This window comes from Heyndrickxia coagulans 36D1 (assembly GCF_000169195.2).
GTDB lineage: Bacteria > Bacillota > Bacilli > Bacillales > Bacillaceae_C > Weizmannia > Weizmannia faecalis.
The window spans coordinates 1,340,601-1,356,548 of the sequence record NC_016023.1 but is presented as its reverse complement, the minus strand read 5'-3'; the positions used below and the strand labels follow the sequence as shown (position 1 = coordinate 1,356,548).

Genomic DNA, 15,948 nt, shown 5'->3' with positions numbered 1-15,948 from the left:
TTTTTGCCCTCGTTGACCTATTTGGCAGCCTTGCACGGATAGGATTTTCACATAACCGATTAAATATTTTCATATGTATGTTAATATGGTAGAAGGAGAGGCAGCCAAATGATAAATGAGCCTGTACGGGTTATTGTTCTGGTTGTGATGGACGGGTGCTTGATAACATTACAATCAGACTCTAAGCGTACACTGGACGGAGCCAGTCTGCAACAAGCCCCTCCCCGCAGCCTAAAGATCAAGCGCAACAAAAGGATAGATGAATCAGCTCGTACAACTTCGGGTTTAACAATGAATGGTTGGTATTTATTGCTACGGAGGGGTAGTTTTGAAAACGGTTAAATTTACGATCAGCTTCTTTCTGCTGTTTACAGGCATGATGATTATTAGTGAAAGTCACGTCTTTTATCTGAATGATTTTTACACCCCATTTGATCATACGACCCTGTATTTGCAGCCGAACACAACAGAGAAAGAAATGATACACGATATCATCGATTCCGCCAACCGTAATCATGTTGAAGTGTTTACTTACGCCAGTTCCCCTCGTACTACTTTTCTTACTGAATTTGATATTTACGGAACAACCGGCGTCCAGCCATACATAAAACGTCATCTCAACATATCTGAAAAAAAATACAAAAGCCTATTTCTTGAAGATATGGTGTTCCATTTTCACCATCTGAAAAATATCAACGGAATTGATCGTTTCAATCCATTTTATCTCATTGGAAGCAAAAAAAATATTAAGCAGTTTAAAATCGATTTAATTGATAAATATGCCGGCAACTTTCCCCAAGAGGGTTTTAAAAGCAACGAATTAAGGAATGAAGCCCTGCTTATATGGTTGCTCGTGATCAGTGTAATATTATTGCTAACTTTTTATGACTGCATGTTACAGAAAAAAGAAAATATCATCCGGTTTACTTTGGGAGAAAAAATAAGCAGTATGGTTTGGAAAAATATCGTGATAGATACATGTTTCTATATATTATTATTTCTGTTAGTTTACTTTGTTCTCTCCAAACTTACATGTGTTTTCTTTATGTTTCGCCTTTCCCTGCTCATGTTTATGATTTTACTTATATTGAATGCCCTAATTTATTTAAATTTATATTTTTTCAATTTAAAGGAAGCTTTTTCTAACGCCAGGGGGTCCGTAAAATTATTATCCATGAATTATGTCTTAAAATTAGCAACTACGGTCATGACAATCATTATCATTTCCAGCAATATTGCTGTGGTGTATGACGCTTATCAATATTACAAACAAAAACCATTTTTTGAGCGTCATCGTGACTATTATTACACCCAACTGGATTATAAAATTACTGATAACAATAGTTCTTCCGATAATACGCTGGAAAAAAGTGCGAGTGTACAATATAAGTTCTACAAACAATTTTATGATAAATTCAACGCAATTTTATTGGCAGATATTTCAAACTTTTTACATTACCCGGGAATTTTAGCCAACAGCAATGCTTTTCACTATTTATCAAGTCAAATTACAGAATTAAGAGACAAACCATTGAAAAAAGAAATTTATTTTATTGTCCCTGCAAAACGAACCTATCAATGGAAGAAGCTTTGGCGTTAGTCGGATTAAAAAATAAAATAAATCAAAAAGTCTTTACTTTATCTGGAGGAGAACAACAAAGGGTAGCTCTGGCACGATTAATGTTAAAAAAATGCGATATCATCCTTGCCGATGAGCCGACTGGTTCTCTTGATAAGAAAAATGCAGAAGCTGTATTAAACATTTTAAAGCAACTGAATAGACAGGGTAAAACCATTATACTTGTGACGCACGATGAAACATTAAAAAAACAAGGCAACAGGGTGGTGAATTTATGAAAAGGAAATTTCGATTAAAATATATTTTTATCATCGTCATTACATTGTTTGTATTATGGAATTTATGCTGGTTCACGATCACGACCATCCAATATCATAAATATGTTAAAGCCGTACCGAAAAATAAATGGGGGACGCACGCGATGCGGAAAGGCAACTATACGTACAGCGTGAAAAAGCCAAATTATTTAAGCTTCACTGGGAACCTGGCTGTTTCCCGTGAGGACCAAAAAGATAAAATGGAAGATTTGATCATTTGGCCAACCATGACAGGCGGTTATAAATACGGGGTTCGGTTGCAAGAAAATGGAGAAGCCTATGAAATTTATGTGAATGAAAAACTGGAACCTGTAGATAAAAGTGACGCGATAGCCAAGAAAGTCATTATGGAAAATAAGGAAGACTTGAAAACGTTATTTTCGAATGCAAACAAAGTATGGGATTTAAATGAATAGAAAGGGCTAACAATTCCCCCCGTCCTTGCTCCAACATTCCCAATAATTGTAATTTGCTGCCTTTCCTTGAAATATGCCCTTATTTACGATATATTTTTTTATGGATAATAAGGTTTATTGGGGGATCATAAATGACAAACAGATTCGCTGTAATCTTGGCTGCCGGCCAGGGTACTCGCATGAAGTCGAAATTGTACAAAGTGCTGCATCCTGTTTGCGGGAAACCCATGGTTGAACATGTTGCAGACCAAGTTTTACAGCTTGAAACGGATAAGATTGTGACGGTTATCGGGCATGGTGCAGAACAGGTCCGCTCCTGCCTGGAAGGAAAAACCGCTTTTGTCCTGCAAGAAGAACAGCTGGGCACAGGGCATGCCGTCCTGCAGGCAGAACCGGTTCTCGGCAACAAGGACGGGACTACCTTGGTGGTTTGCGGGGATACGCCGCTCCTTCAGGCGGAAACCTTAAAGGCTCTGTTTGAGGAACACGAACGGAAACAGGCAAAAGTGACCATTTTAACAGCAACGGCCCCCGACCCTGCCGGATACGGACGGATCATCCGCAATGCGGCAGGCTTCGTGGAAAAAATTGTCGAACATAAAGACGCGAGCCCCGAAGAACAGCAGGTAAAGGAAATCAATACAGGCGTTTACTGCTTTGACAATCGGGCGCTTTTTGAAGCATTGAAACATGTTTCAAACGACAATGCTCAAGGCGAATATTATCTTCCTGATGTCGTAGGCATTTTAAAATCGCAAGGGGAAACAGTTGTGGCTTACAAGACAGAAAGTATCGAAGAAACGTTAGGTGTCAATGATCGGGTGCAACTTTCGGAAGCGGAAAGGATCATGAGAAAGCGCATCAACGAACGCCATATGCGAAACGGCGTGACCATCCTCGACCCTCGGCAAACTTACATTGAAGCGGATGTTGAAATCGGGCAGGATACGGTGATCTACCCGGGGACAAAGCTGTCCGGCAAAACGGTCATCGGGGAAGACTGCAAAATCGGCCCGAATTCCGACATTACAGATTGCGTGATCGGAAACGGAACAGAAGTCAGGCAGTCTGTTGCGGAAAATAGTGAAATTGGCGCTTCTGTCCATGTCGGCCCGTACGCCCATATCCGGCCGGACTCCTCGATTTCCGATGAAGCGAAGATCGGCAATTTTGTGGAAGTGAAGAAATCAACCGTCGGCAAGGGCAGCAAAGCATCCCATTTGACGTACATCGGCGATGCGGAAGTCGGGGCAGGTGTCAATATCGGCTGCGGCACGATCACAGTGAATTATGACGGGAAACATAAATTTAAAACGGTTATTGAAGACGGCGCGTTTGTCGGGTGCAACTCCAATCTGATTGCGCCGGTTACGGTCGGGGAAAATGCTTATATTGCAGCAGGCTCGACCATTACAGACGATGTACCGGGCGAAGCATTGTCGATTGCGCGCGCACGCCAGGTGAACAAGGAAAATTATGTCCAGAAGTTAAAACATAAACAACAATAATTGGAGGTCCATCATGTCTAACCAGTATTTAGATCCGAATTTAAAGATTTTCACCCTGAACTCCAACCCGAAACTTGCCAGGGAAATTGCCAACGTTGTCGGAGTTGAACTTGGAAAATGTTCCGTTTCACAATTCAGCGATGGGGAAATCCAGATCAATATTGAAGAAAGCATCCGCGGTTGCGATGTTTATGTGATACAGTCGACAAGCGATCCTGTCAATGAACATATGATGGAACTTCTAATTATGGTTGATGCTTTAAAACGGGCGTCGGCGCGGACCATTAATCTTGTGATCCCTTACTACGGATATGCACGGCAGGACAGAAAAGCGCGTGCACGTGAACCGATTACCGCAAAACTGGTGGCGAACCTTCTCGAAACAGCGGGTGCAACAAGGGTCATTACCCTCGATCTGCACGCCCCGCAAATCCAAGGGTTTTTTGACATTCCGATTGACCACCTGATGGGCGTTCCAATTATTGCAAAGTATTTTGAAGATAAAGGATTTCAGGCGGAAGATATCGTGGTCGTCTCCCCTGACCATGGCGGTGTCACCCGTGCGCGCAAACTGGCTGAACGTTTAAAAACGCCGATCGCCATTATCGACAAACGCCGCCCGCGCCCGAATGTGGCCGAAGTGATGAATATTGTTGGAAATGTGGACGGGAAAATTTGCATCATTATTGATGATATTATTGACACGGCAGGCACGATTACGCTTGCGGCAAAAGCGTTGATTGAAAGCGGCGCAAAAGAAGTGTACGCCAGCTGCACACATCCGGTTTTATCCGGGCCGGCAATTGAACGGATTAACAATTCCCCGATTAAAGAACTGGTGGCGACCAATTCCATTAACATTCCGGAAGAAAGAAAAAGTGAAAAACTGGTTGAATTGTCTGTAGCTCCGCTTTTGGGTGAAGCGATTATCCGTGTGCATGAAGACCAGTCCGTAAGCCCGCTGTTCGATATTTGACAGCATTCCAGCGAAAATTATTTCAGAAAGCAGTCCAAGTATTCACAAGAAGAGCACGCAATCTGCAAATCGGGAAAAGCCTGCGTTATATCGGTAATTTTAAGCTATTTTTTCAAAACAGGTTTATAATGGATAATGACAGGGTAAAGATATATTTGATGTTTGCTTAAACATTAGGAGGTCAACATTTATGGCAGAGGTACTTGAAGCAAAAAAAAGAGAGGATAAACACCATTCTTCCAGCCGCCGGTTAAGAAGAAACGGCTACATACCGGGCGTTGTTTACGGCTACCAGACGGAAAATACACCGGTTTATGTCAATGACACTGAGTTTGAAAAATTATTGCGTGAAAACGGAAGAAATGCGGTGCTTTCCTTGAATGTGAACGGGACACAGCGGAATGTGATGGTCCATGAAGTACAAACCGATCCTTTGAAAAATAAAATCATTCATGTCGATTTTCTTGCCGTAAATATGTCGGAAGATGTCGATGCTACTGTGCGCGTCGTCCTTACGGAAGAAAGTGCCGGCGTAAAAGACGGTGGCGTGCTGCAGCAGGCACTGCATGAATTGTCGATTACGGCAAAACCGGATGAAATTCCTGATGCCATTACGGTGGATGTTTCCAATTTGCAAGTGAATGAAAACATTACGGTTGCGGACATCCGCGGAAAGTATGGATTTACCATCAATCATGAAGATACGGAAACGATTTGCTCCGTTCTGCCGCCTCGTCAGGAAGAAGAAATCAGCACTGGCGAACAGCAGGAGTCAGGGACGCCTGAAAATCTTGAAGGACGGGAAACAAGCGAAGCATAACATCCGGGTTTATGAAAAAAGGCGTATGAGGATACGCCTTTTTTTGCCGTTATGCCAAATCCTTTGCTAAGAAAGCAATGCACCCGACCTATTATGCATGAATTTTTAAAAAAAGTTTGCCATTCCTTTAGCACAGCGCAAGCTTGCCGGGGGAAATGATTGGGGCACAAAAATGCGCCACTTGTTCCGTTCCTTTATTTTCAAGGGCATGGAAGATCATGTCTTGCATTGTTCCCGTCATTCCGGGAAAAACTTGTCATATGCCCGTAGTCCGGCCTGCTTGCACTTTTATCTGTCTTCGTGGATAATTAAAATAGGGTTTTTACGTATAGAGAAACCGGCACGAAGAAAACGGGCGCGCTTGTTTTTTGCCCGAAACGGATTGCCTGTTTGCTAAAAAGGCATCACGGTATACATGATGCCTGGTCTTGCTGTCCCTTAAAAACGCTACAGGTGGTTTTCCTCAGCAGCTTATTTCATTTCAGCAAGGAATGAATCAATCGGGGTGTGAATATGAAATGTATTGTCGGGCTTGGAAATCCGGGAGCCCAATATGAACATACAAGGCATAATATCGGTTTTGAAGTGGTCAATCTGCTTGCAGAACGGCTGCAGGCCCCTTTTAAACAGTCGAAATTCAAGGGGCTGTGTGCAGAAACAACTGTAAACAGCGGGAAAGTGCTGCTTTTAAAACCGATGACATATATGAATTTATCCGGTGAGTCGGTCAAAGCAGTCATGGATTATTACCGCCTTGGCACCGGAGATTTACTCGTCGTCTACGATGACCTTGATCTTCCGCCCGGCAAAATCCGCCTGCGGCAAAAAGGAAGCGCCGGCGGCCATAACGGAATCAAATCCATCATCCACCATCTTGGAACACAGGAATTTAACCGGATTCGCATCGGTATCGGGCGGCCGGACAGAGATGCCTATATGCCGGATTATGTGCTCGGCCGTTTTTCAAAAGAGGACCGGGAGAAAATGCAGCTGGCGGTTGAAAAAGGCGCCGATGCTTGCGAAGCCTGGTTGGAAAAGCCGTTCCCGGTCGTGATGAACCTTTATAATTGAGTCGTATCGATGCGGAATATGGGGAATCTGCGCGAAATTCCGCGGCCATTTCTTCCGTTTTTATAAAAAAACGAATAACCCCTTCCCGTTGCGCCCATACTATATAAGGACGATATGAAAAAGGGGGCCGGAAGATGGCCGTTCATTACTATTGCCGGCACTGCGGCACAAAAATTGGCACCATCACGGACATCGAAGCAGACCGGATGGGACTTTTCTTTTTGACGGATGAGGAGCGGCAGGAAATGGTACTTCCTCAAGAAGACGGGAGCGTCCGCATCCAGTCAATTTGCGAAGAATGCCAGGATTCATTTGAACGCGAACCCGCATTTCATCAATACGGCTATTTAATCCAATAATCCGCTTTGGAAGGAGTCCAAAGCATTTTTCTGTTTTGCTGCAGGAACATTTATGCTTTCTGCAGCCCCTTCCTGTTTAAATTTTACAAAACAGTGTGAATAGTAGAGAAAGGGAAATCGGATCAAGAGAGGAGTTGGCCCTTTTTGGACGGAATACAAAAAATGATCCTTGAACACAAGGAAGCAGAATCGGTCATAAGCGGTACAACGGCCGGCCTGAAAGAGCAGCTTGTTTCCGGGTTGTCCGGTTCCGCCCGTAGCGCTTTTATTGCTTCGGTCTATCAAAAAACGGAACAGCCGGCCATTGTGTTAACTTATAATCTATTACAGGCGCAAAAGTTGTATGATGATCTCCTGCAATTTGTGGATGAAAGCGCCTTATTTCTGTATCCCGCAAATGAACTGATTGCGGCCGAACTGGGTGTGGCAAGCCCCGAGCTGATGGCCCAGCGGATAGAGGTGCTGAATGCGTTGCTATCGGGGAAAAATTGCCTGATCGTTGTCCCGATGGCCGGATTGCGGAAAATTTTGCCGCCGAAAACGGTTTGGGAAAAGTACCAGCTGCACGTCGAAACAGGAAAAGAAATTGAGCTTGATCACGTATTGGAAATGCTTGTGGAAATGGGTTACACCCGGTCGGATATGGTCGATTCACCGGGAGATTTTAGTGTGCGCGGCGGGATTCTTGATATATACCCGCTGACAGAAGAAGACCCCGTCCGGATCGAATTATTTGATACGGAAGTAGACTCCATCCGGACGTTTTCCGCTGACGACCAGCGTTCCCGGGATAAACTTTCTGCTGTCTCCATCGGACCGGCGACGGAATATCCGGCAGACCGTCTTTCGCTTATGAAAGCGGCTGAAACGGTAAAAGAAGGGCTCAGCAAAACACTTGCAAAAATTAAAGATGATCAGGTAAAACAACTGCTTGCCCAAAATATTAGTTTTGACATTGAAAAGCTGAAAAACGGGGAAAAACCCGATCAAATCTTTAAATACTTATCGATTCTATATGACCAGCCTGCCAGTCTCTTAGACTATGTGGAAACAGCCGGCATTTTATTTTTGGATGAGTTCGGCCGGATTCAGGAAATGCAGGAGCGCCTCGATAAAGAAGAAGCTGAGTGGTATACGGCGATGGTGGAAGAAGGCAAAATGATTTATGATTTGGCCGTTTCCCACGCCTTAGATACACTGCTGTCGGGAAAAAAATGGAAGAAAATCTATTTGTCACTGTTTTTGCGTCATATCCAAAATACAAATCCGCAAAACATTGTGAATATCGCTTGCAAGCCGATGCAGTCGTTCCACGGGCAGATGCATGTGCTGAAAGCGGAAATCGAACGTTGGAAGAAAGGCCGTTTTACGGTAGTTTTCCTTGGTGCGGACAAAAACCGGGCTGAAAAAATCCAAAGTGTGCTGGAAGATTATGAGATTGAAGCTGCTTACGTGGCGGAAGATCTTATCCCGGGGCATATCCAGGTGGCGGAAGGGAACCTGAACACCGGTTTTGAGCTGCCAATGTGCAAGCTTGCCGTTATTACGGAAGAAGAACTTTTTAATAAAAAGGCGAAGAAAAAAACGCGCCGGCAAAAGTTGTCCAATGCTGAGCGGATTAAAAACTATTCCGAGCTGAATGTTGGGGACTATGTGGTTCATGTCAACCACGGGATCGGGAAATATTTAGGGATTGTGACGCTTGAAATCAACGGCGTCCATAAAGACTATCTCCATATTAAGTACCAGGGTTCGGATAAGCTGTATGTGCCGGTTGACCAGATCGACCTTGTCCAAAAATACGTCGGTTCGGAAGGAAAAGAGCCGAAACTTTATAAGCTGGGCGGCAGCGAATGGAAACGGGTCAAACGGAAAGTCCAGTCATCCATCCAGGATATCGCGGACGACCTTGTCAAATTGTATGCGGAGAGGGAAGCATCAAAAGGGTTTGCCTTTTCTCCGGATGGGGATATGCAGCGTGAATTCGAGGCGGCTTTTCCATATAAAGAAACGGAAGACCAGCTCCGGTCGATCCAGGAAATCAAGCGGGACATGGAAAAAGAGAAGCCGATGGACCGTCTGTTGTGCGGGGATGTCGGCTACGGCAAGACAGAAGTGGCGATCCGCGCCGCTTTTAAAGCAATGATGGACGGCAAGCAAGTGGCCATGCTTGTACCGACCACCATCCTTGCCCAGCAGCATTTTGAAACGGTCACGGAAAGGTTCCATGGCTATCCGATAAAAGTCGGGCTGTTGAGCCGTTTCCGGACGCGTAAAGAGCAGAATGAAACAATAAAAGGCTTGCGCAACGGGACAATTGATATGGTGATCGGGACGCACCGGCTGCTTTCAAAAGATATCCAGTTCCATGATCTGGGCCTTTTGATCATTGACGAGGAGCAGCGGTTCGGTGTCAGCCATAAGGAAAAAATCAAGAAATTAAAGACGAATGTCGATGTGCTGACCTTGACCGCAACACCAATCCCAAGGACGCTGCATATGTCCATGGTCGGCGTACGCGATTTATCTGTAATTGAAACGCCGCCTGAGAACCGTTTCCCGGTACAAACTTACGTGCTGGAGTATAATGACCAGATGGTGCGGGAAGCGATCGAACGTGAACTGGCACGGGACGGGCAGGTTTACTTTTTGTATAACCGGATTGAAGATATTGAGCGGAAGGCGGAAGAAATTGCACGGCTTGTTCCCGATGCGCGCGTGGCGTATGCCCACGGCCGGATGACAGAATCTCAGCTCGAATCGGTCATTTTTGGTTTTCTTGAAGGCGAATACGATGTGCTTGTGACGACGACAATTATTGAGACGGGCGTGGACATCCCGAATGTCAACACCTTGATCGTCAATGATGCGGACCGGATGGGACTGTCGCAGTTATACCAGCTGCGCGGGCGTGTCGGGCGGTCCAACCGGGTGGCATATGCTTATTTTACGTACAGAAAAGACAAAGTGCTGGCGGAAGCGTCGGAAAAAAGGCTGCAGGCGATTAAAGAATTCACGGAACTCGGATCCGGCTTTAAAATTGCGATGCGCGATTTGTCCATCCGCGGCGCCGGCAACTTGCTGGGCGCACAACAGCACGGGTTCATCGATTCAGTCGGTTTCGATTTGTATTCGCAAATGTTGAAGGAAGCGATCGAAGCGCGGAAAGGGGCAGACGGCGAAGAGGAAAAACTGCCGCCATTTGAAGTCGAACTCGAAATTGATGCGTATATTCCGGATGCCTATATAAAAGACGGATACCAGAAAATTGAAATGTATAAACGTTTCAGGGGCATCGAGACGCTTGAAGATATCGAAGAATTAAAAGTAGAGATGATTGACCGTTTCGGCGATTATCCGCAGCAGGTAAGCGACCTGTTTACGATTGCGGAAATGAAAGTATACGCCAAAGAAGCAATGCTTTCATCGATTAAACAAAACAAACAACTGATCACGATTTTAATGTCCGAAAAAGGCTCGAAACAGGTAAACGGCCCGAAAGTCGTGGACATTGTGAGACAATACGGGCGTTCAGCCGGATTCGGCATGGAAGGCAATCAGCTGAAAATTACGCTGGATATTAAAAAAAGCAAGGGCCATGAGTGGCTTTACACCTGCACGGAAATGATCCGGGAACTGCGGGGCGCCTTTCTAAGGGCCGAAACGACGAGCGCTTCCCGGTAAGATGCAAGCAAAAAACTAAAGGGCTGGCGGTTTTTTGGTAAAGGCCCGTTTGTAAAAGCACGGAACAATGGTTTCTTTTGTTCCGTGCTTTTTACGGTTCTTTAGGTTTGCCAGGGAAAATTTTTGGGAAAAAGATAGAGAAGAATTGGAAATCAATCCAATCGATAGCAATTGTACAAAAAACGTTCATGATGTATAGAACTTGCCAGATGAAAGATACTAATGTCAACGCAGGTAAAGGATTCAAGAGCCATCTGAGGATGGAAAAAAATCATCTGATGAAAGTGAGGGCAACTTTAAATGAAAGCAACTGGTATTGTTCGTCGTATTGATGATTTAGGCAGAGTTGTCATCCCGAAAGAGATACGAAGGACGCTTCGTATCCGTGAAGGGGACCCGCTTGAAATTTTTGTGGACCGCGACGGGGAAGTCATTTTGAAAAAATATTCGCCGATCAGTGAATTAAGTGATTTTGCCAAGGAGTATGCCGAAGCGCTGTATGACAGTTTAACGAGCCCTGTCCTGATCTGTGACCGGGATGCCGTGATTGCAGTCAGCGGCGGTTCAAAAAAAGAATATTTAAATAAAAGAAACGGTGAAGTGATCGAAAAAGTCATGGAGGACAGAATGCCGGTTTTATCAAAAGAAAAAGGAAAAACGGCGCTGGTGGACGGTGTGGAGGAGGAACTGGCTTCTTATACGATTGCTCCAATTGTCGCAAGCGGCGATCCGATCGGTGCTGTCGCCATTTTTTCTAAAGACCGCACGCTCGGGGAAGTGGAACAGAAATCGGCGGAAACGGCTGCCGGATTCCTGGCCCGCCAGATGGAACAATAAGGCTTTTCTCCCGTTTTTTCCACGACTCTTTTGTCATCATTTATTTTCACGTACGCCAAAAAAACGCAGGCAAAGGGTCTGCGTTTTTTGATCTGTTTTTTTGCAGGTTGTCTGTAAGGCGCGTCTTGTATCCCTTTTTATGGTATAATACATTCGATTTTATTCTACGTACGGTGTGGCGGCCGTGTGAAAGGCAGAAAAGACGTGCAGCAGGATCATGAGTCAAAAAAGCTTTTTCAAGGCATTCTGATTTTAACCTTGTCATCCGTCATTACAAAAATCCTCAGTGCAGTTTACCGCGTGCCGTTCCAAAATATTGTCGGCGATGTCGGTTTTTATATTTATCAGCAAGTATATCCGATTTACGGGATTGTGATGGCACTCTCCTCTTCCGGTTTTCCGGTTGCCGTTTCCAAAATGGTGGCGGAACGGGAAGCAGCGGGCGAAAACAGCCACCGCACATTTTTAAACGCGGTGTTCCTCATCCTCGGTTTATTCGGTGCCGGATTGTTTCTTGCCGTTTTTTTCACTGCAGGGAAGCTGGCGGCATGGATGGGGGATCCCCGTCTTTCTCCGCTTATCCGGACGGTTTCCTGTTCCTTTTTGCTGATGCCGTTGATTTCCGCGATCAGGGGTGTTTATCAGGGACAGGGAAGGATGGTGCCGACTGCGCTCAGCCAGGTACTCGAACAGACGGTCCGGGTTGCGGCCATTCTTCTTCTTTCCTTTTGGCTGGTCCGCGGCGGTTTTTCGCTTTATGCAGCCGGACAAGGGGCCGTGTTCGGTTCCGTGCTGGGAGGTGCGGTGTCTGCGGCAGTGCTTGTATTTTATCTGGTAAAGGGCGGCAGACAGGAAAAGGCAGCCCAGCTCCTTGAATGGAACGACGTAAAGCAGGCGGCCCGCTCCCTGTTTTGCAGCGGGATTGCGGTCTGTATCAGCGGCCTTGTCCTCGTTTTGTTCCAATTTGTCGATTCCCTCCATCTTTACGCGTTGTTAAAAGACGCCGGCTGGGGGGCGGAAGCGGCAAAAAAACTGAAAGGCATCTACGACCGCGGACAGCCGTTTTTGCAGCTTGGAACAGTGGCAGCGTCCTCCTTTGCCCTGAACCTTGTCCCGGTAATTGCACTTGAATATAAGAAGGGCAGGCGAAAAAGCCTTGAAAAACAGGTACAGGCTGCTTTAAAAATCAGCACGGCGATCGGCGCGGGCGCTGCAGTTGGACTGATTGGGATCATGCCGTTTGCCAATACGATGTTGTTTGAAAGCAGCGCGGGAACAGCTGTGCTGTCTGTTTTTTCGGTTTCCATCTTATTCAGCACCTGGATTTTAACCTTTTCAGGCATCCTGCAGGGAATGGGCAAGGTGTACACCCCTGCAGTTGCCATTACAGCAGGCGTCTTGTTGAAATATGGGTTAAACGAGGTGTGGGTTCCCCGTTTCGGGACCATGGGCGCTTCCGCTGCCACCGTCGCCGCTTTAGGGTTTATTTCGCTTATATTGATGATAAAATTGGGTAAAGCATATGTTAAAATGCTGCCGGCTCTATTTTTCGGCAAGCTCGCTCTCTCCCTTTTTGCCATGTCCGCTTGTTTGCAGCTTTGGCTCCGCCTGTTTGCCTACGGGCTTTCGGGCAGGGCAGCAAGCGTCCCGGCTGCTTTGGGGGGGACGGCGATCGGTGCGGCTGTTTTTCTATTTTGTGCCGCCCGGCTGCGTTTGCTGACGGATGAAGAATGGGGGCTTGTGCCTTTTGGAACAAAATTAGCCGGCCTGAAAGGAAAGAATTGGATTGGAAAACAAAAAACATAGCATCACTGTTGCCGGTCTCGGGGCCGGGGATATGGGCCAGCTTCCGCTCGGTGTATACAGACAGCTGAAAGCAAACCGGAAAATTTTTCTGCGGACAAAAGAACATCCGACCGTGTCGGAACTTGAACGGGAAGGGATGAAGTATACGGCTTTTGATGACGTATACGAGCGCCACGATCAATTTGAAGCGGTATACGAAGAAATTGTGGAGATCCTTTTCCGGGAAGCGGAACAGGAGGATATTCTTTATGCCGTACCTGGCCATCCGTTTGTGGCGGAACGGACAGTCCAGCTTCTGCTCGAACAAAGCGCGGCTAAACAGATGGAAATCAAAATCGCAGGCGGGCATAGTTTTATCGATGCGTTGTTCGCTTCTGTCAGGGTGGATCCGATTGAGGGCTTCCAGCTCATGAACGGCACTGCTTTAAAATCGCACGACATCCGGACGAACCAGCATTTGGTAGTCGGGCAGGTGTATGATACGTTGACGGCTTCTGAAGTCAAGCTGGCCCTCATGGAAAAATATCCGGATGAACACCAGGTGGCCATCGTCCGCGCTGCCGGCAGTACGGATGAAGCTGTTAAATGGCTGAAGCTGTATGAACTGGACCGCGGATTTGAGCTCGATAATTTAACGAGCGTCTACGTTCCGCCGCTTAAAGAGCAGGATTTGCGGGATTTCGCCGAGCTGCGGCAAATCATTGCGGCTTTGCGTGCGCCGGATGGTTGTCCATGGAATCGGGCACAAACCCATCTTTCGCTGAAAAAATATTTGGTTGAAGAGTGCGGGGAAGTACTTTCAGCGATTGATAATGAAGATGAGGACAACCTCGTTGAAGAGCTTGGCGATGTGCTGCTCCAGGTTTTGCTGCATGCGCAAATTGGTGAAGAGGAAGGCATGTTTACGATAGAAGATGTGATAGAAGGGCTTGCTTCAAAAATGATCCGGCGCCATCCGCATGTGTTCGGCAATGTGAAAGCTGAAAGCGCTGAAGAAGTCGCGCAAAACTGGGAGCGGATAAAAGCTGCCGAAAAACAGGAAAAACGGGAGTGAGGGATGGATATGGAAAACACGACAATGCGTCTCGATAAATTTTTAAAAGTCTCACGGCTGATCAAACGGCGTACGCTTGCAAAAGAAGTTGCCGACCAGGGCAGAATCGAAATCAACGGCGTCCAGGCAAAAGCCAGTTCAAACGTGAAGACAGGGGATGAACTGACCATCCGTTTCGGCCAGAAAGTGGTCAAGGTGAAAGTGGAGAATTTAAGGGAGTCGACAAAAAAAGAAGACGCCGCTGGCATGTACACGATGATCAGTGAAACGCGGGTCAATGAATAAAAATGTTTCAGGGTGTCCGAAGCCATGAACCGGCTATGGACGCCTTTTTTATTTTTTTGGCAGAATGCGCGCCCTGGGGATGTGCGGGAGAGGATCACACCCGAAAAGTTCTAGAATGGAAGCTTTACGGGAAGGCGTTTCCGGAGGTCCGTGCGAATTCGTATGGCCGTGCTTTAGTTTCGTGTGCTGTTCCCTTTTGGTCTTTTTTTGTCCGGACGGGCATAGTATAGTACAAAGTTTGGACAAGGAAAGTGGGGATCAGGATGAGTGACTTTTATAATACACCGCAAGCAAGCAAACCGGTTCTCCAGGAACACGATGTGATAATGCGCGGCCGCAAGCTGCTGGATATTACCGGCGTGAAGCAGGTGGAAAGCTTTGACAATGAGGAGTTTTTGCTGGAAACGGTGATGGGCTTTCTCGCCATTCGCGGGCAGAATTTGCAAATGAAAAACTTGGATGTTGACAAAGGGGTCGTCTCGATAAAAGGAAAAGTGTTTGATCTTGTTTATTTGGATGACCATCACGGGGAGAAAGCTAAGGGACTCTTTAGCAAGCTGTTTAGATGAGCCTGAGCGTGCAATTTTATACGATGCTTGCCATGATCGCGATGGGAAGCTTTTTCGGCGGCACCCTTGATACGTATAACCGTTTCTTGCAAAGACGGAAAAGAAAGCGCTGGGTTGTCTTTGTCCATGATGTTCTTTTTTGGCTGTGCCAGAGCCTGCTGCTGTTTTATGTCCTGTTCCTGGTAAACGCTGGGGAAGTCCGGTTTTATATTTTTATCGCCCTCCTGTGCGGGTTTGCCGCTTACCAGGCATTATTCAAAAACGGGTACTTGAAGCTGTTGGAATGGTGCATCCAGGCAGCACGCCGCATCGGCCGGTTTACAGCCGGCATGTTCCGGCTTCTTGTTTTCCGCCCGGCCAAAGGATTTGTCCTTCTTTTGTTTGCCCTTTTTCTCGGCGCAGGGCGATTGCTTTATACGATTGTAAAAATGATGGCAAAAATGGTAATATGGATATTAAAGACCGGGCTTAAACCGTTTTCCGTACTGGGTGTTTTTTTATGGCGCATCAATCCGCTGCGCGCCTCTTTTGAACGTTTTTTTAAGAAAACGGCAGGATTATGGAAAACAATCCAGAATAAGTTTATCAAACTGAAAAACCGGATTGGCAGGTTTTTTAAAAGATAAGCCCGGTGGCTATACTTTCCGCTCTGCCTAGGGCTTTTTAG

General features: G+C 46.2%; 15 protein-coding genes. All 15 read left to right on the top strand.

The window, feature by feature from the left end; translation table 11 throughout:
- Positions 1–328 precede the first annotated feature (328 nt).
- The 15 genes from BCOA_RS35545 to yabQ all read left to right on the top strand — a co-directional run bounded on the left by BCOA_RS35545 (position 329) and on the right by yabQ (position 15,907).
- Positions 329–1,600, top strand: a complete 1,272-nt coding sequence (locus BCOA_RS35545) for a hypothetical protein (RefSeq protein ID WP_014096574.1) — start codon at positions 329–331, stop codon at positions 1,598–1,600.
- Positions 1,579–1,857: an ATP-binding cassette domain-containing protein gene (locus tag BCOA_RS35540; protein WP_272864722.1), complete on the top strand. Its 279-nt coding sequence runs from the start codon at positions 1,579–1,581 to the stop codon at positions 1,855–1,857. Before BCOA_RS35545 ends, BCOA_RS35540 begins: the two co-directional genes overlap by 22 nt.
- Positions 1,854–2,312: a hypothetical protein gene (locus BCOA_RS23575; RefSeq protein WP_014096572.1), complete on the top strand. Its 459-nt coding sequence runs from the start codon at positions 1,854–1,856 to the stop codon at positions 2,310–2,312. Before BCOA_RS35540 ends, BCOA_RS23575 begins: the two co-directional genes overlap by 4 nt.
- 131 nt (positions 2,313–2,443) lie before the next feature.
- Positions 2,444–3,820, top strand: a complete 1,377-nt coding sequence (gene glmU, locus BCOA_RS23570) for a bifunctional UDP-N-acetylglucosamine diphosphorylase/glucosamine-1-phosphate N-acetyltransferase GlmU (protein ID WP_014096571.1) — start codon at positions 2,444–2,446, stop codon at positions 3,818–3,820.
- Between the two features lie 13 nt (positions 3,821–3,833).
- Positions 3,834–4,796: a ribose-phosphate diphosphokinase gene (locus BCOA_RS23565; protein WP_014096570.1), complete on the top strand. Its 963-nt coding sequence runs from the start codon at positions 3,834–3,836 to the stop codon at positions 4,794–4,796.
- 190 nt (positions 4,797–4,986) lie between these two features.
- Complete coding sequence (locus BCOA_RS23560) at positions 4,987–5,616, top strand: 50S ribosomal protein L25/general stress protein Ctc (protein WP_014096569.1); 630 nt, start codon at positions 4,987–4,989, stop codon at positions 5,614–5,616.
- A 513-nt stretch (positions 5,617–6,129) separates the two neighbouring features.
- Positions 6,130–6,687, top strand: coding sequence for an aminoacyl-tRNA hydrolase (gene pth / locus BCOA_RS23555; protein WP_014096568.1), 558 nt, complete (start codon positions 6,130–6,132; stop codon positions 6,685–6,687).
- Between the two features lie 134 nt (positions 6,688–6,821).
- Positions 6,822–7,046: an anti-sigma-F factor Fin family protein gene (locus tag BCOA_RS23550; protein ID WP_014096567.1), complete on the top strand. Its 225-nt coding sequence runs from the start codon at positions 6,822–6,824 to the stop codon at positions 7,044–7,046.
- Between the two features lie 144 nt (positions 7,047–7,190).
- Positions 7,191–10,730: a transcription-repair coupling factor gene (gene mfd / locus BCOA_RS23545; RefSeq protein WP_014096566.1), complete on the top strand. Its 3,540-nt coding sequence runs from the start codon at positions 7,191–7,193 to the stop codon at positions 10,728–10,730.
- A 300-nt stretch (positions 10,731–11,030) separates the two neighbouring features.
- Positions 11,031–11,567: a stage V sporulation protein T gene (spoVT, locus tag BCOA_RS23540; protein WP_014096565.1), complete on the top strand. Its 537-nt coding sequence runs from the start codon at positions 11,031–11,033 to the stop codon at positions 11,565–11,567.
- 186 nt (positions 11,568–11,753) lie between these two features.
- Positions 11,754–13,373, top strand: a complete 1,620-nt coding sequence (locus tag BCOA_RS23535; protein WP_014096564.1) for a putative polysaccharide biosynthesis protein — start codon at positions 11,754–11,756, stop codon at positions 13,371–13,373.
- Complete coding sequence (locus BCOA_RS23530) at positions 13,354–14,427, top strand: MazG family protein (protein WP_014096563.1); 1,074 nt, start codon at positions 13,354–13,356, stop codon at positions 14,425–14,427. Before BCOA_RS23535 ends, BCOA_RS23530 begins: the two co-directional genes overlap by 20 nt.
- Positions 14,428–14,451: 24 nt before the next feature.
- Positions 14,452–14,712, top strand: coding sequence for an RNA-binding S4 domain-containing protein (locus BCOA_RS23525; protein ID WP_282098237.1), 261 nt, complete (start codon positions 14,452–14,454; stop codon positions 14,710–14,712).
- Between the two features lie 263 nt (positions 14,713–14,975).
- Positions 14,976–15,281, top strand: coding sequence for a sporulation protein YabP (gene yabP, locus BCOA_RS23520; RefSeq protein ID WP_014096561.1), 306 nt, complete (start codon positions 14,976–14,978; stop codon positions 15,279–15,281).
- Positions 15,278–15,907, top strand: a complete 630-nt coding sequence (gene yabQ, locus BCOA_RS23515) for a spore cortex biosynthesis protein YabQ (RefSeq protein ID WP_014096560.1) — start codon at positions 15,278–15,280, stop codon at positions 15,905–15,907. The genes yabP and yabQ overlap by 4 nt, the downstream gene beginning before the upstream one ends.
- The last annotated feature ends 41 nt before the right edge of the window (positions 15,908–15,948 follow it).